This is a genomic window from Microbispora sp. H13382 (genome assembly GCF_014161445.1).
Taxonomy (GTDB): domain Bacteria; phylum Actinomycetota; class Actinomycetes; order Streptosporangiales; family Streptosporangiaceae; genus Microbispora.
The window spans coordinates 276942-300186 of sequence record NZ_JABBXA010000004.1 but is presented as its reverse complement, the minus strand read 5'-3'; the positions used below and the strand labels follow the sequence as shown (position 1 = coordinate 300186).

22 protein-coding genes, 1 tRNA gene and 2 pseudogenes are annotated in these 23245 nt (G+C 69.0%); 13 read left to right on the top strand and 12 right to left on the bottom strand.

Going from position 1 to position 23245, the window contains the following annotated elements:
• Positions 1-417: 417 nt before the first annotated feature.
• Positions 418-1500, bottom strand: a complete 1083-nt coding sequence (locus HHX41_RS11120; RefSeq protein WP_182905875.1) for a questin oxidase family protein — start codon at positions 1498-1500, stop codon at positions 418-420.
• Positions 1501-1510: 10 nt separating this feature from the next.
• Positions 1511-2092: a dihydrofolate reductase family protein gene (locus HHX41_RS11115; RefSeq protein WP_169988071.1), complete on the bottom strand. Its 582-nt coding sequence runs from the start codon at positions 2090-2092 to the stop codon at positions 1511-1513.
• Between the two features lie 101 nt (positions 2093-2193).
• On the opposite strand from HHX41_RS11115, the gene HHX41_RS11110 reads away from it, so the two are divergent.
• Positions 2194-3219, top strand: a complete 1026-nt coding sequence (locus tag HHX41_RS11110) for a DUF5937 family protein (protein WP_220503935.1) — start codon at positions 2194-2196, stop codon at positions 3217-3219.
• On the opposite strand, the gene HHX41_RS11105 is transcribed toward HHX41_RS11110, so the two are convergent.
• The 4 genes from HHX41_RS11105 to HHX41_RS11090 all read right to left on the bottom strand — a co-directional run bounded on the left by HHX41_RS11105 (position 3156) and on the right by HHX41_RS11090 (position 8938).
• Positions 3156-3377 (bottom strand): zinc ribbon domain-containing protein, encoded by a 222-nt coding sequence (locus HHX41_RS11105; RefSeq protein ID WP_310741925.1) that lies wholly within the window; start codon positions 3375-3377, stop codon positions 3156-3158. The two genes, HHX41_RS11110 and HHX41_RS11105, sit on opposite strands and share 64 nt — an antisense overlap.
• 292 nt (positions 3378-3669) lie before the next feature.
• Positions 3670-5232, bottom strand: a complete 1563-nt coding sequence (locus tag HHX41_RS11100) for a ThuA domain-containing protein (protein ID WP_220503934.1) — start codon at positions 5230-5232, stop codon at positions 3670-3672.
• A gap of 90 nt (positions 5233-5322) precedes the next feature.
• Positions 5323-8136 (bottom strand): carbohydrate-binding protein, encoded by a 2814-nt coding sequence (locus tag HHX41_RS11095; protein ID WP_182905873.1) that lies wholly within the window; start codon positions 8134-8136, stop codon positions 5323-5325.
• A 316-nt stretch (positions 8137-8452) separates the two neighbouring features.
• Positions 8453-8938 carry a hypothetical protein gene (locus HHX41_RS11090; RefSeq protein WP_220503933.1) on the bottom strand — a complete coding sequence of 162 codons (486 nt, stop codon included), beginning with the start codon at positions 8936-8938 and terminating at the stop codon, positions 8453-8455.
• 534 nt (positions 8939-9472) lie between these two features.
• On the opposite strand from HHX41_RS11090, the gene HHX41_RS41690 reads away from it, so the two are divergent.
• Positions 9473-9841, top strand: coding sequence for a PASTA domain-containing protein (locus tag HHX41_RS41690; protein ID WP_220503932.1), 369 nt, complete (start codon positions 9473-9475; stop codon positions 9839-9841).
• 1257 nt (positions 9842-11098) lie between these two features.
• Complete coding sequence (locus HHX41_RS11080; protein ID WP_182905871.1) at positions 11099-11515, top strand: helix-turn-helix domain-containing protein; 417 nt, start codon at positions 11099-11101, stop codon at positions 11513-11515.
• 503 nt (positions 11516-12018) lie between these two features.
• Here HHX41_RS11080 and HHX41_RS11075 read toward each other — a convergent pair.
• From HHX41_RS11075 to HHX41_RS11065, 3 genes are all read right to left on the bottom strand, one after another.
• On the bottom strand, positions 12019-12348 hold the full coding sequence (locus HHX41_RS11075; protein WP_182905870.1) for a hypothetical protein: 330 nt from the start codon (positions 12346-12348) through the stop codon (positions 12019-12021).
• A 382-nt stretch (positions 12349-12730) separates the two neighbouring features.
• Positions 12731-13072 carry a hypothetical protein gene (locus tag HHX41_RS11070; RefSeq protein ID WP_182905869.1) on the bottom strand — a complete coding sequence of 114 codons (342 nt, stop codon included), beginning with the start codon at positions 13070-13072 and terminating at the stop codon, positions 12731-12733.
• Positions 13073-13636: 564 nt separating this feature from the next.
• On the bottom strand, positions 13637-14065 hold the full coding sequence (locus tag HHX41_RS11065) for an NUDIX hydrolase (RefSeq protein ID WP_182905868.1): 429 nt from the start codon (positions 14063-14065) through the stop codon (positions 13637-13639).
• 62 nt (positions 14066-14127) lie between these two features.
• On the opposite strand from HHX41_RS11065, the gene HHX41_RS11060 reads away from it, so the two are divergent.
• The 8 genes and pseudogenes from HHX41_RS11060 to HHX41_RS11030 all read left to right on the top strand — a co-directional run bounded on the left by HHX41_RS11060 (position 14128) and on the right by HHX41_RS11030 (position 19313).
• On the top strand, positions 14128-14919 hold the full coding sequence (locus tag HHX41_RS11060; protein WP_182905867.1) for a GntR family transcriptional regulator: 792 nt from the start codon (positions 14128-14130) through the stop codon (positions 14917-14919).
• Positions 14920-15014: 95 nt separating this feature from the next.
• Complete coding sequence (locus HHX41_RS11055; RefSeq protein WP_182905866.1) at positions 15015-15344, top strand: hypothetical protein; 330 nt, start codon at positions 15015-15017, stop codon at positions 15342-15344.
• A 97-nt stretch (positions 15345-15441) separates the two neighbouring features.
• On the top strand, positions 15442-16026 hold the full coding sequence (locus HHX41_RS11050) for a hypothetical protein (RefSeq protein WP_182905865.1): 585 nt from the start codon (positions 15442-15444) through the stop codon (positions 16024-16026).
• Complete coding sequence (locus tag HHX41_RS40435; RefSeq protein WP_259400865.1) at positions 16023-16145, top strand: hypothetical protein; 123 nt, start codon at positions 16023-16025, stop codon at positions 16143-16145. The genes HHX41_RS11050 and HHX41_RS40435 overlap by 4 nt, the downstream gene beginning before the upstream one ends.
• A gap of 114 nt (positions 16146-16259) precedes the next feature.
• Positions 16260-16406, top strand: coding sequence for a hypothetical protein (locus HHX41_RS11045; protein ID WP_182905864.1), 147 nt, complete (start codon positions 16260-16262; stop codon positions 16404-16406).
• Positions 16403-17798, top strand: a pseudogene (locus HHX41_RS11040) (replication initiator). Before HHX41_RS11045 ends, HHX41_RS11040 begins: the two are co-directional and overlap by 4 nt.
• Before the next feature lie 68 nt (positions 17799-17866).
• Positions 17867-18037, top strand: a pseudogene (locus HHX41_RS11035) (helix-turn-helix domain-containing protein); the annotation flags it as partial.
• 1 nt (position 18038) lies between these two features.
• Entirely contained in the window at positions 18039-19313 is a 1275-nt protein-coding gene (locus HHX41_RS11030) for a site-specific integrase (RefSeq protein WP_182905862.1), read from the top strand.
• A gap of 64 nt (positions 19314-19377) precedes the next feature.
• Here the strand turns inward: HHX41_RS11030 and HHX41_RS11025 are convergent.
• A tRNA-Val gene (locus HHX41_RS11025) sits at positions 19378-19449 on the bottom strand.
• 466 nt (positions 19450-19915) lie between these two features.
• Here HHX41_RS11025 and HHX41_RS11020 point away from each other — a divergent pair.
• Positions 19916-20332: an SsgA family sporulation/cell division regulator gene (locus HHX41_RS11020; protein WP_139575157.1), complete on the top strand. Its 417-nt coding sequence runs from the start codon at positions 19916-19918 to the stop codon at positions 20330-20332.
• A gap of 3 nt (positions 20333-20335) precedes the next feature.
• On the opposite strand, the gene HHX41_RS11015 is transcribed toward HHX41_RS11020, so the two are convergent.
• The gene (locus tag HHX41_RS11015; protein WP_310741924.1) at positions 20336-20944 is read right to left on the bottom strand and encodes a DUF305 domain-containing protein; all 609 of its coding nucleotides are present in this window, start codon (positions 20942-20944) and stop codon (positions 20336-20338) included.
• An 83-nt stretch (positions 20945-21027) separates the two neighbouring features.
• Between HHX41_RS11015 and HHX41_RS11010 the strand changes: the two genes are divergently transcribed.
• The gene (locus tag HHX41_RS11010; protein WP_182905860.1) at positions 21028-22407 is read left to right on the top strand and encodes an LVIVD repeat-containing protein; all 1380 of its coding nucleotides are present in this window, start codon (positions 21028-21030) and stop codon (positions 22405-22407) included.
• A 3-nt stretch (positions 22408-22410) separates the two neighbouring features.
• On the opposite strand, the gene HHX41_RS11005 is transcribed toward HHX41_RS11010, so the two are convergent.
• Positions 22411-23241: an aminotransferase class IV gene (locus HHX41_RS11005; protein WP_182905859.1), complete on the bottom strand. Its 831-nt coding sequence runs from the start codon at positions 23239-23241 to the stop codon at positions 22411-22413.
• Positions 23242-23245 lie beyond the last annotated feature (4 nt).

The following is a 23245-nucleotide window of genomic DNA, read 5'->3' as shown; positions in this document are numbered from 1 at the left end:
GGCTCGGCGGGTGCCTCCGTTTGGCCTGCCTGCTCCGCCACGGCCCGACTTCCAGCCAAGCATGTCGGGCCGGCGCGGGCCGCTCGGTGTCGGTCTGGGACGGGGAGTGACGGCTCACCGAAGGATGAGATCGGGCTCAACAAGACCCAGGTGCAGGAGCTCATCGCGGCCTATGAAGCCGGCGCGACGGTATACGAGCTGGCCGAGCGGTTCGGAATCGCGCGGCAGACGGTCAGCCGACACCTGCATCGGCACGGCGTGTCTATGCGGATGCGCGGAGACGCGACCTGGGCCGGCGTGAGGGCGGGTTTCCGAGCTTCCTGCCAGACGTAGGAGTGGGCGGAGCCGGAGTACCCATCACCTCGAGGTCGCGCACGTCCGCGCCAAGGTCGTCGTGGGGATCTGACCTTTCTCCCGTCAGGGACGGTCGATCAGCTCGCCGACGTGCAGGGTCGCGGCGAGCAGCTCGGGGTCGCCGGTGCGGTCGTAGGACTCGACGGCGGTGTCGGCGAACTTCAGGACGTGCTCGTCGCCGTGCTCAGCCGCCCGTTGGAGCGTGTCCTCGCGGGTCAGCTCGGGATAGCGCCGGACGATCTCCGCGTGCGGGGCCGGCCGGGCCGGGGCGTACGTCGCGATGACCGCCGCCACGGCCGCCCAGGCCGCCGTCAGGCTCGGCAGCCACTGCTCGGCCGGCAGGACCGGGAGCACGTGCCGCACGGCGTTGGGCGCGGTAGCGGCGTGGACCAGCAGGACCGGCGAGCCGTGGCCGAGCCTGAGGTAGGCCCTGGCGGCGCTGTCGACGAGCGACTCCAGCCGCGCGGGGACCTCCTCGGCGGACGCGGCGGGTTTCAGCGCGCGCAGGCTCGCAGTCCAGCCCGGGCTGCGCTCGAGCCGGTCGAGCCGGTGGGCGATGAAGCCGCTTTGGTCGTTGAGCCGGGTGACGGCTGTCAGGGCCTGTTGCGGTGTGAGGGCGCCCTCCGGCGCGACCACCCCGGCGAGCTCGCGGTAGCGCGCCGCCCAGAACGCCAGCCCGTGGGCCAGCTCGTCGAGGGTCTGGCGTGCTGGGGCGCAAGCGGTGCCGCGCAGTGTACGCACCGCGTGGCTGACCCGGATCACGCCGTGGGTCGAGCCGGCCACGATGCCCGGTAGCAGCCGGGGCCACCACACGGCGAGCACTTCCTGCCACGGGCGCTCGGTCAGCTCGTGCCGGAAGTACGCGGTCCAGTCGGGCAGTCGTCGCGCCTGGCCCAGCGCCGCGCCCCACTCGCCGGGCTGGATGGCCGCGCTCGTGCCGGGCAGCTCCGCCAGGCGGCGTACGTAGCGGTCGAGCCAGCCCTCGACGTCGATGTCGAGTCCCCGCCGGACCATGACCTCCACGGCCATCGGACCGTGGTTGGTCAGCCCGTGGTTGCCCTCCTCGTCACCGCCGAACTCCGGCCCGTACGCGTGCAGTCGTTCGTACGCTGCGGGCAGGGCCTCCGTCATCGATTCGCGGGTCATGACGGCCACCTCAGCGGACGACGTCGTAGACGAGCTTGGTGATGCCGTTGGCGTACGTCTCGGACTCGACCACCTTCAGCATCTGCTTGTCCTTGTCGGTGTCGCTGAACATCCGCTTGCCCGCTCCGAGCAGCACGGGAAAGACCAGCAGGTGGTAGCGGTCGATCAGACCGGCGTCGGAGAGGTTGCGGGCGAGGGTGGCGCTGCCGTGGATGAAGATGGAGCCGCCGTCGGTCTCCTTGACCTTCACGACGTCCTCGAGGGAGCGCAGGATCGTGATGTCACCCCAGTTGTCGACGAGGGCGTCCTGGCCGAGGGTGGTCGAGACGACGTACTTCGGCAGTTCCTTGAGAGCGGCGAACTCCTCCATGTCCGGCCACACCGGCGAGAACACCTCGTAGCTGGTCCGGCCGAACATCAGCGCGGTGGCCTCCTCGGTCTCCCGACCCTTGAGCTCGTACGCCTCGGGCAGGAACTCGATGTCCTTGAAGGTCCAGCCGCCGCTGCGGTGGGCCTCGGAGCGGCTGCCGCCGCCGGGAGAGTCGACGACACCGTCCAGCGAGACGAAGGCGGTGTAGATCAGCGTGCGCATCTTCGATGTCCTATCCGTGGTCGGGGTGGATGTCCTCAGTCTGCGGTGACCTCACGCGCACGGCCACGATTAGGCTCGGATCTAATCGGAAGGGGCGCCGCGTGATCCACCTGCACTTCACGGCGACGGACTTGACCCGCGTGCGCTTCGCCGCCTCGCCCCTCATGGAGACCGTCGCCAGCCTGCGTACGCTGGCCGCCCGCAGGCAAGGGCGGCACCTGCACCGTCCCTGGATCGACAGGTTCGCCGAGCGAGCGGGCCGGCTGCGCGAGCGCGACCTCGACCTACTTCGGGCGCTGGTGCGTCCGGAGGGCTACATCCCCGACTTCCTGGTGCCGCCGCCCGGTCGCCGGTCCTCGACCTTCGCGGACGCGCTGGCGCAGATCGCCGACGCCGATCCGGAGATCGTGGCGCAGGAGTTGGCGCACCTGGCGGCCCATCCGGTCGCCCAGCAGGGGCCCGGCCGCGAAGGACGGCGAGCCCTGCTCCAGGCGCTGGTGGACCGGCCGGATGCGGGCATCGGCCCCGTCACGGAGGCGCTCGAGGCGTACCACCGGGTCGCGATCGCCCCAGACTGGCCGCGGATCGATGCGTTACTCAACGACGACATCGCCTACCGGCTCGACACCCTGGCCGACGGCGGCGTCGACCGGATGATGAGCGACCTGCATCCGTCGGTAACCTTCGCCGACCAGACGCTAAAGATCGTCAAGTACTACGAGGGCCACGCCGACTGCGCCGGGCGCGGCCTGTTCCTCGTGCCGTGCGCCTTCGCCTGGCCGGACGTCCTGCTGCGGACCGCGCAGCCGGAGGCACCCAGCGTCTCCTACTCCCCGCGCGGCCTCGGCCGGCTCTGGGAGGAGCACCCCGAGCAGACCGGCTCGGCGCTTGCCGGCGTGCTCGGGCAGACCCGGGCCGCCCTGCTGGCCCAGCTCGACCTGCCGATGTCGACCAGCCAGGCCGCCACTCAGATGGCGCTCTCCGCGCCGACGCTCAGCGTGCACCTCCAGGCGCTGCGCGCCGCCGGGCTGCTCACCTCGCGCCGTGCGGGCCGGCAGGTGCTCTACTCGCGGACCGAACTCGGCGACCGACTGCTCAGCGAGGCACGCCGACAGCCCGACGCCTGAGCTGCATGTGCGCCGCGAAGGGCAAGCCCTGCCCTGAGGATGTTGACGGCCGCGTTCGCGTCGGCGTGCGCCTCGTGACCGCACGCCGTACAGGCGAACTCGGCCTGGGTGACGCAGTTCTCCCGTGCGCGGTGCAGCCCGACCGCCGCACCCGTCACAGGTGGGTCGCCGAGGCGTGGCGGAAGCGGCTTAGCGAGAAGCCGCTCCCTTCAGGGAGCGGAGACGGCTTTGCGTCGCCGCTTGGACCCGCGCTTGTTACGGGCGACACCTGCTGGGCCGCCGCGAGACGGCCGGCGGACGCGGCCAAGTGGCGATCGAGACGCAGTACGAGCGCGCCCCCAAGGGGAGCGGCCGTGCGTAGGTCCTACAAGTTCCTGCTGCGCCCGACCCGTCACCAGGAGATCGCGTGTGCCCGCCCGATGCCCCGGGCGGGCACCACCGCGGTTTGGGTTACTTGGTGATGGTTATGGTGTCGACGTCGAACAGTGAGCCTGCTCCCCCGGTGAAGACCAGGAAGAGCGATCCGGAGGCCGACGCGGTCAGCGTGGTGGACACGGTCGTGAAGGTGTCCCAACTGCCGGTCACCGGGACGGAAACCGATCCGAGCACGGTTCCGGTCTGCGAGCCGGACCGGACCTGGATGGTGCCACCGGCCCCCGCCGAGGAGACCCGGGCGGAGAAGCCCTTCGCCCCCTGGGTGTTGACCGAGGAGTAGCCCACCCAGTCACCGTTGTCGATGTAGCCGACGGTCTTGCCCCCGCTCGCCGTGGCGTGGGCCGCCTGCTGGACGCCGAACTGCGACGTGTACGACTCCGCCTCCACCGTGGTCGCGGCGGACTTGGTCAGCGAGAACGTGTCGAGGTCGAACAGGTTGCCTGCTCCCCCGGTGAAGACCAGGAAGAGCGACCCGGAGGCCGACCCGGTCAGCGTGGTGGACACGGTCGTGAAGGTGTCCCAACTGCCGGTCACCGGGACGGAAACCGATCCGAGCACGGTTCCGGTCTGCGAGCCGGACCGAATCTGGATGGTGCCACCGGCCCCCGCCGAGGAGACCCGGGCGGTGAACCCGGTCGCGCCCGCTGTGCTCACTGAGGAGTAGCCCACCCAGTCACCGTTGTCGATGTAGCCGACGGTCTTGCCCCCGCTCGCCGTGGCGTGGGCCGCCTGCTGGACGCCGAACTGCGAGGTGTAGGACTCGGCCTCGATCGTGCCGTCACCGGTGGGAGGAGCGCAGTTGGCCTGCACCATTCCGGCGGCGTACCGGATGGCTCCGAGCAGCAGGGTGCGGAAGTTCGCCTCTGCGTAGGACTCGATCGTGTGGCCGAGGCCCGTGTAGAACGACCGTCCGGAGGCCTGGGGGTGGCACCAGGTGATCGGGTGGTCGCCGCCCATGTTCCCGCCGCTGTAGCTGGTCTCGTCCAGGGTCTGCAGCACGTGCGTGGTGGACCGGGGGTTGGTGCGGTAGTTGTACCACTCGTCGGTCCGCGTCCACGTCGCCGGCAGGCCGGTGGTCGCGGGATGCGTGGCGTCCTCGGTCTTGACCCTCGCCTGCTGGATCGCCGGGTGGCTGTTGAACCAGGCGCCCACCAGCCGCCCGTAGTACGGCCAGTCGTACTCGGTGTCGGCCGCCGCGTGCACGCCGACGTAGCCGCCGCCCCCGTCGACGTAGGAGGCGAAGGCCGTCTGCTGGGCGTCGTTGAGCACGTCCCCTGTCGTGCTGAGGAAGACCACCGCCTTGAACTGGGCGAGGTTGGATGTGGTGAAGGCCGTCGAGTCCTCGGTGGCGGTGACGGTGAAGTTGTTCGCGGCGCCCAGGTCGCGGATCGCCTGGATACCCGCGGGAATGGAGTCGTGCCGGAAACCGGCCGTCTTGGAGAAGACGAGCACCTTGTAGGCCGGGTCGGCCGCGTGCGCGGCCGTGGGGAGTGACACGGTCGCGGTGAGCGCGGCGGCGGCCGCCACGCCGCATCGTAACGCGGCGCTCCGGAACACCTTCCGGAAGACTGGGAGCATGGCTGGTCCTTCCGTGTACGGCACGCCGTTCGTCTGGGCGTGCCCGGCCGCGGTGCGGTTGCCTGCCGGCCTCCGCACCGCGGCCTGCCGCTAACGGGTGATGGTGAAGGTGTCGACGTCGAGCAGGGAGCCCGAGCCGCCGGTGAAGGTGAGGAACAGCGTTCCGGACGCCGAGCCGGTCAGCGTCGTCGAAACCGTCGTGAAGGTGTCCCAGCTCCCGGTGTTGGCCACGTTGACCGAACCCAGCAGGGTCCCGGTCTGCGAGCCGGAGCGGATCTGGATGGTCCCGCCGGCTCCGCCCGAGGACACCCGAGCCGAGAAGGATTTCGCGCCCTGGGTGTTCACCTGCGAGTACGCGGCCCAGTCACCGTTGTCGATGTAGCCGAGCGTGTACCCGCCGCTGGCCCCCGCGTGGGCGGCCGGCTGCACGCCGGACTGCGAGGTGTACGCCTCACCCTCGACCGTCTGGCTTGTGCCGGTGTTGAAGGTGAACGCGTCGAGGTCGAACAGGTTGCCCGCACCGCCCTTGAACACGAAGTAGAGCGTGGTTGTGCCGCTCGGCGCGTTGCTGATGGGCGCGGTGACGTTGACGAAGGTGTCCCAGCTGCCGGTGTTGGCGACGGCCGCCGATCCCAGCAGCGTGCCGGTTGCCGACCCGGCTCGCACCTCGATCGTGCCGCCGGAGCCCGCCGAGGAGACCCTGGCCGTCACACTGGTGGCGTTGCTCAGGTTGTACGGCGTGAAGGAGATCCAGTCGCCGTTGTCGATGTAGCCGACCGTCTTGGCGCCCTCGGCCGGGGTGTGGTCGGCCAGCTGGATGCCCGACTGCGCCGAGAAGTGCTCGGCCTGCCGGTGCCGCGGCTGGAGTGTGCGGGCGCTGGTGGAGGTCAGGCCGCCCTTGTCGGTGTAGGACGCCTCGAACACGCCGTAGATGTTGGCCGCCGCGTCGTGCTCGCCGTCGACCGGCACCGCGATGGAGCCCGAGCAGCCGGTCTTGGAGGTGATCTGGTGGCGGTGGCTGTCGTGCCCCAGGAAGTAGGTGACCGTCACCTTCGAGCAGTCGATCGTGCCGTCCTCCGGGTCGCTGACGTTGACCTGGAAGGGCACGGTGTCACCGAAGGAGAACAACTGGCCGTCCGCCGGCTGGTTCAGCGTCACCGTCGGCGCGGTGTTTCCCACGGTGATGATGACGCTCGCGGACCCGGTCAGCCCCTGGGGATCCTTGACGGTCAGCGTCGCCGTGTAGGTGCCGTTGGTGGTGTAGGTCTTGTTCGGGTTGGCCGCCGTGGAGGTGGTGCCGTCGCCGAAGTTCCACGAGTAGGTCAGCGCCCCGCCCTCGGGGTCGGAGCTGCCCGCCGAGGAGAACGTCACCGCCAGCGGGGCCGGTCCGGACGTCTTGCTGACCGACGCCTTGGCGATCGGGTTGCGGTTGGCCGCGCCGATGTACTCGATTCTCCAGAGGGCCTGGTTGTTGCTCCCTGTGCCGTAGTCGAGCACGTATAGGGCGCCGTCGGGGCCGAAGGCCATGTCCATGACCTGCGTACCCGTCCAGGGGAACGCACCGATGTCGCCGTAGCCGCCGTCGGACTTCACCTCGATCGCCTTGATCCACTTGCGGCCGTACTCACCGGCGAAGTAGCGGCCGTCGAGCGACTGCGGGAACTTGACGCTGGAGTTGAGCGAGGCGTTGTACCGGTAGACCGGGCCGCCCATCGGCGACTCCGAGCCGCTGCCGAACTCCGGCGGGGAGCCGGCGTCGCCGCCGTACTTGATCCAGCTCGGCTTGGCTGCGGGCAGCGTGGTCAGACCATTGTTGCGGAAGGAGTTGTTGGTCGGGCCGCCCGCGCAGTTGTACTTGCCGAGGGAGGGACCGTTGGGGAAGGTCCACTCGCCGTAGGTCTCGGAGGCGGTGTTGGTGCCGGTGCAGTACGGCCAGCCGTAGTTGCCCGGACCGGTGATCCGGTTGAATTCGACCTGGCCGCCGGGACCGCGATTGGCGTCCGTGCCTCCGGCGTCCGGGCCGTAGTCGCCCAGATAGACGATGCCGGTGGCCTTGTCGACCGACATGCGGAACGGGTTGCGGAAGCCCATGGCGTAGATCTCGGGGCGGGTTTTCGCCGTGCCGGGGGCGAACAGGTTGCCCGAGGGGATGGTGTAGGTGCCGTTGGCCTCCGGGTGAATCCGCAGAAGCTTTCCCCGCAGGTCGTTGGTGTTGGCGGAGGACCGCTGCGCGTCGAACTGCGGGTTGCGGTCGGTCCGCTCGTCCAGCGGCGCGTACCCGGCGGAGTCGAACGGGTTGGTGTCATCTCCGGTGGTGAGGTACAGGTTGCCCTGTGCGTCGAAGTCGATGTCCCCGCCGACGTGGCAGCACTGCCCACGGTCGTTGGGGACCTGGAGAACGACCTTCTCGCTCGCCATGTTGAGCGTGTTGTCGGCGTTCAGGGTGAACCGGGATAGGTTCAGGTTGCCCTTCCACTGGTCGAACTGCGCCTGGGTGCCGGTGGTCGGCGCGTCGCCTCCAGGGGTGTTCAGCGCGGGCGAGTAGTACAGCCAGACATAGCGGTTGGTCGCAAAGCCCGGGTCGACGGCGACGCCCTGGAGGCCCTCTTCGTCGTGGGTGTAGACGTTGAGCTTGCCGGCCTGCTTCGTACTGCCGGCCGCGCTCGTGACCCGGACCGTGCCGTCACGGGCGGTGTGGATGACCGAGCGGTCGGGCAGCACAGCGAGGGACATGGGCTCGCCGAGCGCCGCGCCGCCACTGGCGAGAGAGATCTGCTGGTAGTCGGAGGCGGGAATGGTCGAGGCCCGGGCCGCCGGGCCGGTCGCCGCAGCGACCGCCACTCCGCTGGCGACCAGCGACATCGTGGTGAGCAGCCTGAGCCACGGCCGATGACGTGATGACATCGGGGTCCTTCCTGACTTGGGGGGTGCAGTCAGGCAAGGCGCGCGCCGCCGCGCTGTTGCCGGTGTTGCGGTGTTGCGGGTACTGCCGGGGGTGCTGCGGCAGGGACCGGCCAGAGGCGTGCCGCCTCGGCCTTACGTCGCTCCGCACGGCGCCTTTCGTCGCTGGATTTCCGACTTTCGTCTCTTCGAGACCAATTAACCGTGTTTTAACATCTGCGCCCCGGCTCGTACAGGCCCAGATCGACGGGAGCGCCGAGGGCGTCGCCGATGGCCCTGCCCTCGGCAGCCGGTCAGCGGAACACGCCGCTGTAGGCGTTTAGAGCAGGCTGGCCGCCGAGGTGGGCGTACAGCACTTTGGAGCCCTTGAGGATGTCGCCATTACGGACGAGGCCGATCGGCCCGGCCAGGCCGCCGCGTCGGCGGAGACGTCGATGCCCAGCACCCTGCGCGGGCGGTCCTGGCCGGCGAAACCGGCGATCATCCCGCCCTGGGGGCTGCCGGTGACGCTGCACACCACGACGGTGTCGAAGAACACCCGACCTCGCGTTCCTGCTGCTCCACCTCGTAGGCCCAGTTGGCGAATCCCAGGCCGCCGAGCGGATGGTCGGAGGCACCGGCGGGGATACGGCGTGCCGCCGACGGCGCGGACGTGGTCGATCGCCCGGTTCCAGCTGTCCTTGAACCCGATGCCGAACTCCGCCTGCACCAGCCGGACTTCGGCGCCCATGACACGCGACAGCAGGATGTTGCCCACCTTGTAGTTGAAGGCGCCCGGCCAGTCGACCCAGCTCTCCTGCACCAAAACGGCTTCAGCCCGAGCCGTGCCGCGACCGCGGCCACCTGACGGGTGTGGTTGGACCGCACACCGCCGATGCTCACGAGGGTGTCCGCGCCCTGCTTCGGCGCGTCCGGGATCAGGTATTCCAGTTTGCGGGTCTTGTTGGCCGCCCCTCCTCGTGGGCGGCTGGTACCTGCTAACGGCCACATCTCACCCGTGCACCAGGTAGCCCCTCCGGGCGCGCCATCCGTCCACGGGGACGCCCCTACGTTGACCACCCCGGAGTCCGGACGATGGCGTACCAGCAAGAACCACACAGCAAACCGCCCTACGGCCCCCCGCCGGGCCGGCCCCCATACCCGCCCCCCGCCGCCGGGGTACGGCTACCAACCGCCGCCCCCTCCCCCGCCGCCGCAGCGCAAGCAAAACCCGGCGCTGTGGGTAGGCGTCGGCGTTGGCTTCTTCGTCCTGGTCCTGATCGCGGCCGTGGTGAGGCCGCCGGCGGAACCGCAGCGGACCGCGCTTCACCCGGCGCCGCCCCTCACCGTCCCGACCGCGGTGGATACCACGCCGATCGTGTCGGGTGAGGAGCCCACCGAGCAGCAGGCGGAGCAGCCGGTCGCTGGCGACGCGACCACCGAGGCGGCCACGCAGGCACCGGCCGACCAGCCGACAGAGCAGCCCACGAAGCCCCCTGCCGTGGAGAAGGCGGTTCTCCCCGACGTGGTCGGCATGAACCTCCAGGCCGCGCAGGACACCGTGCAGGCCGTCGGCTTCAACGTTTTGGACGACCAGGACGACACAGGGCAGCACCGCCTGCAGGTGTTCGACCGGAACTGGGTGGTGACGAGGCAGGAACCACCGGCGGGCAAGAGGGTGCCGACCGACACCCTGGTCGTGCTGTGGGCGAAGAAGTACGGCGAATGAGACCGGCGCTGCCTCAAGCACGGTCGCGGCCCTGCTGATGCTTGCCGGAGTCGCAGCATGCCCGGCACCGGACGAGGCCGCGGGCTCTGGGCGGCCCGCCTCTCCAGCGAGGTCAACCCCGTGGACCCCTCTCCCCATGTGTGGTCATGCGGAATTCAGGCTCGGCCTTGTAGAGAGCGTGCGTCCCAGGGCTCTTCCACAACATCCGTCGGGCTCGAAAGTCATCCGTCTCCTGGGATCTCCACAGACGGCGATGGGCGCAGGTGCGGCGCACCCACGCGGAGCAACACCAAACCGTCGTCGTCCCATTCGGAACGATTCCGCGGTGGCGGCAGCTCCACGCCCGCCAATCCGGCCGGAAAGGAGAACCGCGCGAAGATGATCGACAAGTTCCTCGGCGCGGCGAACCGCCAGCGCTAAATCGTCCGGAGCCTCGATGCTGAGGCCGAGGACGACGCGCCTTCATCGGTGACCGTGGTGATCGCTCCATGGTGGTCGCGCCCGAGCGTAGATCAGCGATGCGCCCGGCACGAGCACGCCGTACCCCTTCACGAAACGCTCACCCGACGAAGTAGCGGACGCGGGGAAGACCAGAAGAGGCCACCCGCGTGGTGGCGAATGGCCTCTGAGCTGTGTGGGCGATGCTGGGATCGAACCAGTGACCTCTTTGGTGTGAACCCGGGTTCAGCGTCCCAACCTGTGTCGGCGGATGTCAACGCACGCTGTCCAGCACGCTGCATTCACCATGCACTGCCGCTCGATGCAACACGGTCTCAGCCAGTTCGCTGACTTTCCACTGACTTCATTCGCTTCAAGAACCAGTCCGACGAACCCCGGATGGCTCTCGCCCCGTCCACCGACTGGTACAGAAGGCCGGGTTCAAATTCCGCACGCTCCCCACCTGCACGTATCCGTTCCGACCTACGGGCAACCTGCGCAAACGCTTACGTTCATTGTCATCGTTTGCCAGCGCTTTCCGTAGCTACGTGCCCCCAAAGGGCTCGACCCCCTAAGCGTGGGTGCCCCCGCCGGTGGCGCAGACCATGCGCGGCTGGCCGCGCGGCGGCGCAGATCAGCCCCAAACAGCCCTCAGAGCTGTGCTACGGTCCCGCGTCTCCGAAGAAGGAGCCGCGCCGGTATGGCCGGAGCAGAACAAATTGCGGCCCATCACCAGTCGCGGCGCGGTATTCAAGCCGTCACTAGGTCGCCTAGTGAATGTTTCTGGAGCTGCGCGATGACAATTTGTAACGTCCGGGTATGTCGTGGAATCCCAGCAAGCACCCCAGGGACGCGCGTGGTCGCTTCACTCGAAAGGCTGGAGCAGGCGGCGGGCTGGCGATTATCGTACTGGTGGGCCTGTATGTCCTTGGCCAGTTACTGACTGCGCCCTCTGATGGGCAATCGCCTCGGCCATCAGCGTCGGCAACGGTCTCGCTCGAACAGCTAGTACGGCTGGGCCAGGATCTGCGGGCCGACCGGGAGTTCGGACAGCAGACGGTGGAGGAAGCCGCCAAGCTGGCCCACATATCGGAAGAGCGTCTGGTAGCGATCGAGGACGGTGCGGCGTCGGCGCCGACGGTGGACGAACTACGGCAGTTGGCCCACGTATACGCGCTGCCGCAGGATCTTCTGGAGAAGCGAATGACCGACGCGGGGCACGCCTCGGCACAGTGACCACGCAGTCGGGTGCCCTACCTCGCTATCAAGGACCATGTGCCCTGAATGTGCCCGATCTTGGCTAGCGGGGACAAACCCTAGGTCGCGGGTTGGCGGGCGGACGAGCCGGCCTGTAGGCCGGTTAAATTCCGCACGCTCTCTACCTGCGGCGAATCGCTCTGCACTACAATCGACCTGCGATAACACTTCCGTTCGTTGCCATCGCTTGCCAGCACTTTCCGATGCCATGTGCCCCCAAAGTGCCCCGGTCGGCCTTTCATGGAGGCGGTGTCGACGGTGACCGACGCTGAACGCGTGACATTGCAACGATGGGCACGGCGGGCTAGATCGTCACAAGTCCTGGCCATGCGCTCGAAGATCGTGCTGGCGTGTGCAGGCGACAGGCAACGGCGCGGTTCAGGCACCATGGCTCCGCTCTTGCACCCGAGCAGCCTTTCCGGGCGTGGCCTGAGCCCGTGCTGGCCAGTCTGGCCGAGCTGAGAACGCTTCAGCCCTGCTGATTAATCCAGCATCCGCACCACATTCGGCGCGACCACTCGGCCGTGGCCGAAGGCCTCCGCGGACGCTGCCTCCAGCGCCCCCGCAACCTGGGCATCGTGCGCTGTGCCGACCCATTCGCACGCACAGCGGGCGACGAAGTACGGCTCGAAGTCGTTCCGCCGCCGACGCGGCGCGTCACGCAGCGCGACGTACCAGACCTCGACCTGCTGCGGGCAGTAACCTTCGACCACCCCGGAGGGCCGTTCGACGATCAGGACGGCATCCGACGGCAGGACCGGAGCCCGCCGGTCGTCATGCTCACCGCGCTTGTGGCGCGATTTTCCGAACATGTCGCACATTGTCGTGGGCGACGACACTCCTGCGCAACCAATCCGAGCCCCACGTTTGCCGCCCAATAGAGGCAATTGCCTGATGACCACCCCGTCTGCCTTCGCCGGCGTAGGGGCTGCCAAGCTCGTCGGCCTCCCCTATGTCTATGCCCAGCTCATGCGCTGAGCTGGGCTTTCAGTGTTCGCCGCTTCTCACTGTTTCGCGTTGCTTTTCGCGCCCATGTGCCCTGGGTGTGCCCTGCCGCTCGCTTCCTTATCAGGCAATGGCGACAGTTGTTCGAGCTGGTCTTTTAGGGCTGTTACCTGCGGAGACAGCCCACTGCCGTCCGCCAGTGTCCATGGTCGTTCATCAACATCGTCACGCAGTTCGTCACGCAGAAGGTCATGAGTGACGCGTAGAGACATGCTCCGCATACTCAGCTTGCGCCTGCTCCTTGGTCGGGTTTTGACCGGTTAGCCAACCGCATCGCAGGCACTCGGTGCAGTGATTCTCTCCCGTTGGCATGCCTGCGTCGGCCTCCACCCAGGAGTGCACCTCACGCGCCCACTTAGGTGCCCAGGTCACATCAAAGGCGTACTGGAGGTTTGCCGCAATTCCCCATGCCAGCCCATCAAGGGCCGCATCATCCAGGTCTAAATCGTGCAGGACCTTCTGAGCAACCAGCTCGTCACGAATGTTGCCGATCAGGCGATCCTCCAGCGCGATCGGCTCTTGCTCAGGCATAGCTGCAGTTTCCCACCGAAACGGTTGTGCACCGGTTCTCTCGCACATCGCCCTGTGCAGCCCCGCACGTTCTCACCCTGCACTGATCACCTCGTACGCCGTCGACCCACCGCGGAGCGGCAGCGGGCCGGCGACGAAGGGGCAAGCCCGGCCTCGCGTGTCCGTTCACCGGTCGCCGTTCCTCGATCATCGGATGCCATCGGTCACGGCTGGGCTTGAGCCGTAGGAGTCGGGCTGCTGGGCTATGCCTGGGTCGATGGCGGGCGAGGCGATCAGGGCTCCCCAGCCACTCACGAACCTCGAAGTTGCCGCGATTACCTCGGGGCCGGAGATCCCCGCCGGAGGCGAAGAAAGAACTCAATCCCCTACAGTGCGGTCGATCGCTATGGTGATCAGCCTCGTGCCCATCGGGCGCGGTTGGCGGCGGTGCGGCCGGGACCGGCCCGAAGAGGCCGCACGCCCGGCCGCGTCCGGACGCGCCGCGCCACCGCCGCCCGGCACGGGCGGCGGCTTGAACCCGTAAGGCAACTTGTAACCACACCTGGGCCTGCGGGTGCGGCCCACCTACACGAGGTGCACGCCGTCGTGCTCGCGGATGGCGGGTGCTCCGTCGTGCAGGCCGTCGAGGATCCTCACGGCGAAGGCCTCGCTGACCATTTGCTTGACCTCTGCGGGGGTGGCCCAATGGAAGGCGGTGACCTCGTCGTTGGTGGTGAGCTTGCCGCCTATTGCTTTGCAGCGGAAGACGAGGGCGACGATTCCGCGGACCATGTTCTTGTAGACGCCGGTCAGAGCGATGGGCTCAATGATGAGACCCGTTTCTTCGAGGACTTCTCGACGTAGGCCATCGCTGATGGCCTCCCCCAGCTCGAGGACTCCGCCCGGCGCTTGCCAATCGCCGTTGTCGGCTCGTCGGGTGAGCAGGACGCGGTCATGGTCGTCGACGATTACGCCGGCAACGCTCACCGAGTGGCGTTCGTCGCGCCCGGTCATATGTCACCTCCAGCCGATAGCCTTGAGGGTAGTAGACGTGCAGACGAGTCGAGGAGTGGGGCATGGCCGGTGACGAGATCCTTGTGGGTCAGTTGGACCCGGCAAGTGATCGTGCCGTCTTCCGGCAGATAGCCGACCACCTCCGTGAGGCAATCGAACGAGGGCGCCTGAGCCCGGGTGACAAGCTGCCCTCCGAGGCGAAGCTGATGGATCACTATGCGGTGGCCCGGATGACGGTCCGCAACGCGATCCAGGAGCTGCAGACTGAGGGACTCGTCGTGTCCGAACACGGCCGCGGCGTCTTCGTCCGGCCGCGTCCTCAAGTGAAGCGTCTTGCGTCTGATCGCTTCGCGCGTCGTCACCGTAAGGAGGGCAAGGCGGCCTTCATCGCGGAGTCTGAGGCCGCTGGAGCCGCTCCGGCCGTCGACATGATCCAAGTTACGGAGGCTGCGGCCCCGGCCGATATCGCCGAGCGTCTCAAGGTCGCTCCTGGTGAGGTCGTGGTGGTTCGCAGCCGGCGGTATTCGCTGGACGGGCGGCCGGTGGAGACTGCCACGTCCTACATACCCGCCGAGCTGGCGCGGGGTACGCAGATCATGGACGCCAACCCCGGGCTTGGTGGCATCTACGCCCGTTTGGAAGAGCAGGGCCATACGTTGGAGCGGTTCGTGGAGGACGTGTTCACGCGGATGCCCACGCGCGAGGAGGCCCGTTTGCTGCTGCTCGGTCCTGGCATCCCGGTGTTCCGCCTCGTGCGCACTGCGTTCGACGTCAACGGGCGGGCCGTGGAGGTGTGCGACACCGTGATGTCCGGTGACGCGTACCAACTTTCTTACGAGCTTCCTGCTCACTGACTTGACATGCCTTCCCTCGGTCTTGCTCAACTCCTCTAGACGAGTAGACAGCTAGAGGCTAGCTGGCCGAGATGGCCGGAAGGAAGAGGTTCGAGATGCGCAACATCCCCGTGGACCTGTCGGCCCTGTCGTTCACCGTCGCGGGCGAGCCCGAGCCGAAGATCGTGGACCGGGCGACGGGCGAGATCAAGAAGGACGCGGAGGGGCGGGACCTGTACACGATCCCGCTGCTGCCCAAGCCGAACGACGACCGGCGTAACCCGGTCATCAACGTCACGTTCCCCTCGATCGACTTCCCCACCATCCCCGAGGGGGTGCAGGTCCGGCCGGTGGGCCTGTCGGCGTTCTTCTGGCAGATGAACGGCCGGTCCGGGCTCGGCTTTCGGGCCGAGGCGATCGTCCCCGCCGCCGTCAAGGCCGCCTGATCGGCGGTCGCGTCTGGTGCCCCGGGAGTGGCCCTAAGCCTGCCAGCTCCGCCGCTCCCGGGGCGTTCCCTTCGCTCACCGAAGAGAGGTCTCCAGTATGACCGCTGACGCGCTCGTCTACATCATCCCGTGCCTGTTCACCCTCACCGTGATCCTGGGCCTGGTGGCCTGGAACCGGCTGCACCCGGTCTCGTTCTGGCTGCTGGTCGGCTACCCGCGTAAAGCCGTCTCGGTCTACCTGACGTGGGGGAACGTCGCGGCCGGATGCGGGCTCACGACGCAGCGGCGCCGCTGGCGGTGGACCTTCGACGGCGTCCCCGCGCTCGGGGCAGCCCTGCATGCCGGCGCCGCCCTGTCCCACAACCGCAAGCTGCGGCGGGTGGCGGTCGACAAGCCGCCCCACCTGGGGTTCATCCGCCCCCTGCCGAACGGGTTCCGCGTCACGGTGGGCCTGGCGGACGGGCAGACGCCGGAGGACTACACGGCCAAGCTGCCCAACCTCGCCCACGCCCGGCGGGTCCACTCCGTGCGGGTGCTCGATTGGCGGCCCGGCCGGATCACCTTGCAGGCCACCCGCCGCGATCCCCGGCGCATAGACGCCACCCGGCGCGGCCCCGCCTGCCGCCTCCTGGCCGCCACCCATCGCAACCCGTATCGCTCACCACGAGGAGAACCACGATGAAGCGCTTCCGCCTGCTGCGACGCCGCCCCTGCCACATGTGCGGCGGCCACGGAACCATCGCCTACGGCACGACCCGCGGCACCTGCGGCGTCTGCAACGGCTCCGGCTACCTCAACTAACCGCCGGCCACTCCCCCTGACCTGAACCCCGGCGCGGGGCGGTCCACGCCTGCCAGCTCCACCGCCCCACCCGCCTGCTCGCTCATCCCGTACCGCTCACCAGGAGACCCCGTCATGTCCAAGAACGACCTCCCCTGCTGCCGCAACTGCGGCGGCTGCGGCTCCGTCGTCGTCCGCCAGGCCGACAACCGCACCGGCACCTACACCCTGACCACCGTCACCTGCCCCGCCTGCTCCGGCACCGGAACGGAGGCCCGGTGACCCAAGCCCCCGAGCTTCCCGCCCGCATCGGCGACCTGGTCGGCCCCGTCATCCGCGACCTGACCCGCCGCTCCGGCCACGACCTCACCCGGTGGCTCCAGCAAGTCCACCGCCTCGGCGGCTGCCGCGAACCCATCCGCCTGACCGGACACACCCACACCCTCGACACCCACACCGGCGAGATCCTCGGCCACTACACCACCTACGCCGAACCACACGGACAGTTGCTCTTCCGCTGCGGCAACCGCCGCGCCACCCGCTGCCCCGCCTGCGCCGAGGTCTACCGCCGCGACACCTTCCACCTCATCCGCTCCGGCCTGCTCGGCGGCGACAAGGGCGTCCCCGAAACGGTCCGCACTCATCCGCGCGTGTTCGCCACGCTGACCGCGCCGTCCTTCGGCCCGGTGCATCGCGGCCCCGGCAAAGACGGCCAGGCCGTCATCTGCCACCCACGCCGCACCGGCCCGGCCTGCTTCGAACGACACGCTGCGGGCGACCCGTGCATCGGCCAACCCCTCGACCCGGGCACCTACGACTACGTGGGCCACGTGCTGTGGAACGCCCACGCCGGGAACCTGTGGCGCCGCTTCACCATCTACCTGCGCCGCCACCTGGCGGCCTCGGCCGGGCTCACCCGCAAGGACTTCGACCGTATGGTCCGGGTGTCCTTCGCCAAGGTCGCCGAGTTCCAGGCGCGCGGGGTCGTCCACTTCCACGCCGTGATCCGGCTCGACGGCCGCAGCGACGAAGGCGTCATCCCGCCTCCGGCCTGGGCCACCGTCGACCTGCTCACCGACGCCATCCGCACCGCCGTCACGGCCGTACGGCTCGATGCCCCCGACCTCGGCCAGCCGACCCGGCACCTGGTGTGGGGCGAGCAGGTCGACGTACGGCCGATCGACCCCGGCGACCTCCACGACGGACAGCACCTGTCCGAACGGGCCGTGGCGGCCTACGTCGCCAAGTACGCCACGAAGGCGGCGGAGACCTCCGGCACCCTCGACCGGCGGGTTAAGCTGCGGGACCTGCTCCAGGCTCCACGAGCAGGGCGTCTCCGAGCACGCGGCCCGGCTCATCCGTACCGCCTGGACGCTGGGTGACCCCGACACGTACCCGGTGCTCACGGGGCTGCGGCTGCGGGACTGGGCGCACATGCTCGGCTTCCGCGGCCATTTCTCCACCAAGAGCCGCACCTACTCGACCACCCTGACCCGGTTGCGCCAGGCCCGGGCCGATTTCCGCCTGCGCATGACCTTCGCCCGGCTGCCCTACGAGCCCGAGAGCACTCTCGTCGTCGGCTCCTGGGCTTATGCCGGCCAAGGCTTCACCTCCGGGGAGGCGGCGCTCGCCATGCAGCTCACTGACGACACAGCAGGAGGTAACTCGTCATGAACAACGTGATCTCGCTCGTTCCCCGGCAGGGCACTCCTGCCGCCTAGGCCGCAGAGGACGACCGGGCCGTCTACACGGTGCCAGAGGTCGCACGGCTGCTGTCGCTCTCGCGGGGCAGCGCCTACGCCCTCGTCCGGGAGGGCACCATCCCGGCCCTGCGGATGGGCGGCCGGTGGATCATCCCCAAGCGGCGGTTCCACGCCTGGCTGGACGGCCTGACTGAGGAAGGGCGCCGCTGAGATGGGGCACATCGTGAAGACCAAGGCGGGCACCTACCGGGCCAACTGGCGCGACCACACCGACCGCCAGCGGTCCAAGACCTTCGCCACGAAGAAGGAGGCCACCGCCTTCCTCGCCGAGATCAGCAGCTCGCTTAACCGCGGCACCTACGTCGACCCCCACGCGGGCAAGACCAAGTTCGGGCCGTACGCGACCAAGTGGATGCTGTCGCGCAACCACGAGATCACCACCGTGGCCCGTGACGACTCGATCATGCGGACGCACGTGCTGCCGCGCTGGCGAGATGTCCCCCTCGGGCGCATCGACCACAGCGCGGTGCAGACGTGGGTCAGCGACCTGAGCAAGCGGCTCGCCCCCGCGACCGTGGCCGAGTGCCACCGGCTGCTGTCAACCGTGCTCAAGTCGGCCGTACGTGACCGGATCGTTGGTGCCAACCCGTGCGAGGGCGTACGGCTGCCCAAGCGACGGCGCAAGGCGGGCGACGACCGGATCATCAGCCGTGAGGACCTGGCCGTGCTGCTCCCCCACGTCCCTGGCCGCTACCGGGCGCTCGTCGGCCTCGCCGCCGGCACCGGCCTCCGCTGGGGTGAATGCGTGGGCCTGCGCTGGGACGCCGTCGACCTCGACGCCGATACCGTAAGGGTGGAGCGGGTGGCCGTCGAGGTGGCGGGCACGGTGACGCACAAGCCCTACCCCAAGTCCAAGGCCGGACGGCGGGAGGTGCCCCTTCCGCCCTTCGTCGTCGAGCTGCTCGCCGCGCACCGCGAGCGCTACCCGGCCGGACCGGTCGGAGAGGTGTTCACCAACGCGGCAGGCGGTCCGCTCCGCCGGACGCTCTTCCGGTCTCGGGACTGGCGCCCATCCCTCGTCCGGGCCGGACTGCTGGGCAAGGTCGTGGAGGCCGGGCCGGGTGTCTTCCTCGGCGTCTGGCAGGACAAGGAGGGCCTGGAGCACCGCCAGGAGTTCCCGACCCACCGGGAGGCCGTGGCGCACGTCGCCAAGCATGCCGCCGAGGGGCTGCGGTTCCACGATCTGCGGCACTGCTACGCCACGTGGCTCGTCTCCGACGGCGTTCCCGTGAACGACGTGGCGCGCCTCCTCGGGCACGAGCAGATGTCCACGACGCTCAACCGTTACACACACTCCTCGCGCGACCGCTACGGCAGGGCTCGGGCGGCATTCGCTGACTTTTCGCTGACTCCTGTTCCCGATCGGCCCCAGGAGCCGGACGCGGTCAGCGCCGCTGACCTCGGCCGACAGGAGGACGACAGCTAGAGCCAAAGCTTTGAACAGCGAAAAGGCCCGTTGGAGTGGTGGTCTCCGACGGGCCTTGATCGTGTGGGCGATACTGGGATCGAACCAGTGACCTCTTCGGTGTGAACGAAGCGCTCTCCCGCTGAGCTAATCGCCCGGGATCGTCTGCGCCTCGCGGCGCCGACGGGGAAAACCATACCGCACCCGAGGGGGTGATGGCGAAAGCACGGCCCGGTCGGCTCGATCGTCCCGCCTTCGTCAACACCTTCGAAAGGTTCGCCAGACCGTCCCCGGCGTGGGGGTGTGGTGTCATAGCATCGTGATGCTCCATGCTCGACCTATACGCACGACCTGAGATCATTCGCCCGCAATGGCATCGCCCGGCGCGGCCCCGCCGACACGCAAAGCAGAGGTAAGGACAAGCCTGTTGGTGATGTTTGAGCTGGTAGATGACCGAATGTCAAGCTGTGATGTGCGTTACAGAAGGGCCTGGAGGCGGAATCTTTCCTACGGGTCTCTTCGTTCGTCTCGTAGCGCGAGAGCCCGGCGAGGCCCGACCGGACAGTGAAGACGCAGTGAAAGCCCCTGACAGGGGACCCGACGACGAAAAGGTTTGGCTGACGATGAACAGCACCACCGTCTCTGCCGAGCTAGGCCTTCGGCTTGTGGTCCCCGACCGTACGACCGTCCCCTTGCTCGCCGGCCTGAGTTACACGGCCGAGGATCCGTACGCCATCCGGATGGCCTTCCACGTGGGGAATGACGAGCCGGTCGAGTGGATCTTCGCCCGTGAGCTGCTGACCGTCGGCATCGTGCGGCGCGTCGGGGACGGCGACGTCCAGGTGTGGCCGGCCCGGTCGGACGGCGAGCGCACGCTCAACATCAGCCTCACCTCACCCTTCGGCCAGGCCCTGTTCGAGGTGCCGCTGGCCCCTCTCACCGAGTTCCTGCACCGGACCTACGAGCTCGTCTCCGCCGGCCGTGAGACCGACTTCATGGACCTGGACGAGGAGCTCACCAACATGCTCTGGAGTTCCTAGGGATCAGCCCAGCTTCCGCTGGATCCCTCTCATACGCGCGATCTCGATCTGCTGGCCGGAGACGACGTCCTGGGCCATCGTCCGCATGGTGCGGTCCCGTCCCCGGCGCAGCTCCTCCGCCGCCATGCTCACCGCGCCCTCGTGGTGCCGGATCATCAGCGCCAGAAAGAGCCTGTCGAAGCCGCGCCCCCGCGCCGTGCGCAGCCGGCTGAGCTCCTCCTCACCGGCCATGCCGTAGCCGCCCATCCCGAGATCACTCGTGCCGTGGTCGTGGCCGGACGGCGGCGTACGGCCCAGCCCTCGCAGCCACGACTCCATCACCGCGATCTCCGGGCGTTGCCCGTCCATCACGCGGTTCGCCACCGCGGTCACCAGCGGATCATCAGTACGCGCCGCGGCCAGCCCGGCCATCTCCAGCGCCTGCCGGTGATGCGGGATCATCGCCTCGGCGAACCGGACGTCCGCGGCCACCGGCCCTGTCCGCGCGGCTGCAGGGGCCGTAGGGGAACCGGACTGCCCGGGGGCGCCGGGCGCGATCACCGGGGCGTCGGCGCGCGCCGGTGGAGCGGCGCCGGACGAGCAGGCGGCCAGCGCGGGCGCAACTGCCAGCACAACCGTTACCAAACCGGTCCGCACCGGCCGCGGGCTCGACATAACTTCCATAGTGGGCGATGATCCGCGGACATGGGGGCGATGTGAGCAGACCGAGGCTGAAGGGCGCGCTGGTGGCGACGGTTGTCCTCCTGGCCCCGGCATGTGCCCCCGCCGAGCCCGCGCCGTCGCCGACGGCCGCCGCGGAGGGCATTCCGGCCCAGGACCAGATCAGGCACAGCCCCAACATGAAGGTGGTCGCCAACGTCCCTCTGGCGGCGCCGTTCGACGGCCCGGACGACTGGGGCACCGACATGGCCTTCCAGGGCCGTTACGCGTTCGTGGGCAACTACGGGGGCTTCACGGTGCACGACATCGGCGACCCCGAGCATCCGAAGGCCGTCGCGCGGGTGGAGTGCCCCGGCGGGCAGAACGACATCTCGGTCTCCGGCGACCTGCTGTTCCTGTCCGTCGACGAGCCCCGTACGGACGACACCTGTGCGAGCGAGGCCGGGGACCCGGCGGCCGCGGGCGCGTGGGAGGGCATCCGCGTCTTCGACGTCTCCGACAAGGCCCACCCGCGCTATCTGAAGTCCGTACGCACGGAGTGCGGCTCGCACACGCACGCGGTCGTGCCGGGGAAGGACGCCGGGACGGTCTACCTGTACGTGTCCTCCCCCGGCCCGGAGCCGGACACGACGAACTGCGGACCGCCCCACCAGAACATCTCGATCGTGGAGGTTCCCGTCGGCGACCCCGGCAAGGCACGGGTCGTGGCCAAGCCCGAGCTGTTCGCGGGCAGGGCGGCGGGCGAGGACGGCCTGGGCGGCTGCCACGACATCACCGTCTACCCCGAGAAGGACCTGGCCGCCGGCGCCTGCTTCGGCGACGGCGTCCTGCTGGACATCTCCGACCCGGTGCGCCCGAAGCTGCTGCAGACCGTGCGCGACGAGGAGAACTTCTCCATCTGGCACTCGGCCACGTTCAACAACGAGGGCACCAAGGTCGTCTTCAGCGACGAGATGGGCGGCGGGGTGGCCGCCACCTGCCTGCCCTCGGTGAGCGCGACCAAGGGCGCGGACGCGATCTACACGCTGACGCCGGAGCGCAGGCTCGTGCGGCAGGGCTACTTCAAGATTCCCCGGGCCCAGGACGCCGAGGAGAACTGCGTGGCCCACAACGGCGCGCTGGTGCCCGTCCCGGGCCGCGACGTGATGGTCCAGGGGTGGTACATGGGCGGAGTCTCGGTCTGGGACTTCACCGACTCCGCCCACCCGCAGGAGATCGCCTACTTCGAGCGCGGGCCGCTGGCGCCGGAGCTCCACCTCGGCGGCTCCTGGTCGGCCTACTACTACAACGGCTACATCTACTCCAGCGACATCACCAAGGGACTCGACGTGCTGCGCGTGGACGACCCCCGCACCGATCCCGCCAAGGCCGTACGCATGAAGGAGCTCAACGCCCAGAGCCAGCGCTCCTACTGAGGATCACGGGTCGACGTCGGCCGCCGAACGCTCGGCGAAGACCTTCATGGCCTCCAGCGTGACCGGCCCGGGCGCCTGGGGCAGCACCTTCCCGTCCACGGCCCTGATCGGCTGGATGTCACGGGTCGTGGAGGTGAGGAAGGCCTCCTCGGCCTCGTACAGCGCCGAGATCGACACGTCGGCCTCATCGCCGCCGCACCATTCGAGGGTGAGCGCGCGGGTGACGCCGGCCAGGCAGCCGGAGGCGAGCGTCGGGGTGATCAGGCGCCCGCCGGTGACGATGAAGATGTTGCTCCCCGTGCCTTCGCACAGGTGCCCGGCCAGGTTCTCGAAGATCGCCTCGGCGCCCCCGCGCTCCTTGGCGTACGCCAGGGCCTTGGCGTTGTCGCCGTAGGAGGTGCTCTTGACGCCGGCCAGCGCGCCGCGCTCGTTGCGCGGCCAGGGCACCACGACGACGTCGGCGGTGGCGGGGAACGGCGCCTGCTCGCCCACGATGACGATCGCGTTCGTGCCGGCCGACCCCCGGTCGGAGCCGAGCGGGCCGGGGCCGCTGGTGTAGGTGATCCTGACGCGCGCCAGCGGCCACTTCGGCGCGGCCGCCAGGCAGCGGCCCACCCCGTCGGTGATCGCGGCGAGGTCGGGCTCGGGCAGGTCCATCCGCTTGGCCGACAGCGCCAGCCGGTCGAGGTGGCGGGTCAGCGCGAAGGACTCCCCGTTCACCGCCTTGACCGTCTCGAACACGCCGTCGCCGACCATGAGCCCGTGGTCGTACACCGAGACCACGGCCCTGTCGGGCTCGTACAGCTCCCCGTTCACCCAGATGGGTACAGACATCTCC

Bases quoted from the DNA above. Each gene is read 5' to 3' on its own strand.
- HHX41_RS11120 (WP_182905875.1), bottom strand. From the start codon at position 1,500: ATGACCCGCGAATCGATGACGGAGGCCCTGCCCGCAGCGTACGAACGA.
- HHX41_RS11115 (WP_169988071.1), bottom strand. From the start codon at position 2,092: ATGCGCACGCTGATCTACACCGCCTTCGTCTCGCTGGACGGTGTCGTC.
- HHX41_RS11100 (WP_220503934.1), bottom strand. From the start codon at position 5,232: ATGCTCCCAGTCTTCCGGAAGGTGTTCCGGAGCGCCGCGTTACGATGC.
- HHX41_RS11095 (WP_182905873.1), bottom strand. From the start codon at position 8,136: ATGTCATCACGTCATCGGCCGTGGCTCAGGCTGCTCACCACGATGTCG.
- HHX41_RS11080 (WP_182905871.1), top strand. From the start codon at position 11,099: ATGTCGTGGAATCCCAGCAAGCACCCCAGGGACGCGCGTGGTCGCTTC.
- HHX41_RS11075 (WP_182905870.1), bottom strand. From the start codon at position 12,348: ATGTTCGGAAAATCGCGCCACAAGCGCGGTGAGCATGACGACCGGCGG.
- HHX41_RS11070 (WP_182905869.1), bottom strand. From the start codon at position 13,072: ATGCCTGAGCAAGAGCCGATCGCGCTGGAGGATCGCCTGATCGGCAAC.
- HHX41_RS11065 (WP_182905868.1), bottom strand. From the start codon at position 14,065: ATGACCGGGCGCGACGAACGCCACTCGGTGAGCGTTGCCGGCGTAATC.
- HHX41_RS11060 (WP_182905867.1), top strand. From the start codon at position 14,128: ATGGCCGGTGACGAGATCCTTGTGGGTCAGTTGGACCCGGCAAGTGAT.
- HHX41_RS11055 (WP_182905866.1), top strand. From the start codon at position 15,015: ATGCGCAACATCCCCGTGGACCTGTCGGCCCTGTCGTTCACCGTCGCG.
- HHX41_RS11050 (WP_182905865.1), top strand. From the start codon at position 15,442: ATGACCGCTGACGCGCTCGTCTACATCATCCCGTGCCTGTTCACCCTC.
- HHX41_RS40435 (WP_259400865.1), top strand. From the start codon at position 16,023: ATGAAGCGCTTCCGCCTGCTGCGACGCCGCCCCTGCCACATGTGCGGC.
- HHX41_RS11045 (WP_182905864.1), top strand. From the start codon at position 16,260: ATGTCCAAGAACGACCTCCCCTGCTGCCGCAACTGCGGCGGCTGCGGC.
- HHX41_RS11030 (WP_182905862.1), top strand. From the start codon at position 18,039: ATGGGGCACATCGTGAAGACCAAGGCGGGCACCTACCGGGCCAACTGG.
- HHX41_RS11020 (WP_139575157.1), top strand. From the start codon at position 19,916: ATGAACAGCACCACCGTCTCTGCCGAGCTAGGCCTTCGGCTTGTGGTC.
- HHX41_RS11005 (WP_182905859.1), bottom strand. From the start codon at position 23,241: ATGTCTGTACCCATCTGGGTGAACGGGGAGCTGTACGAGCCCGACAGG.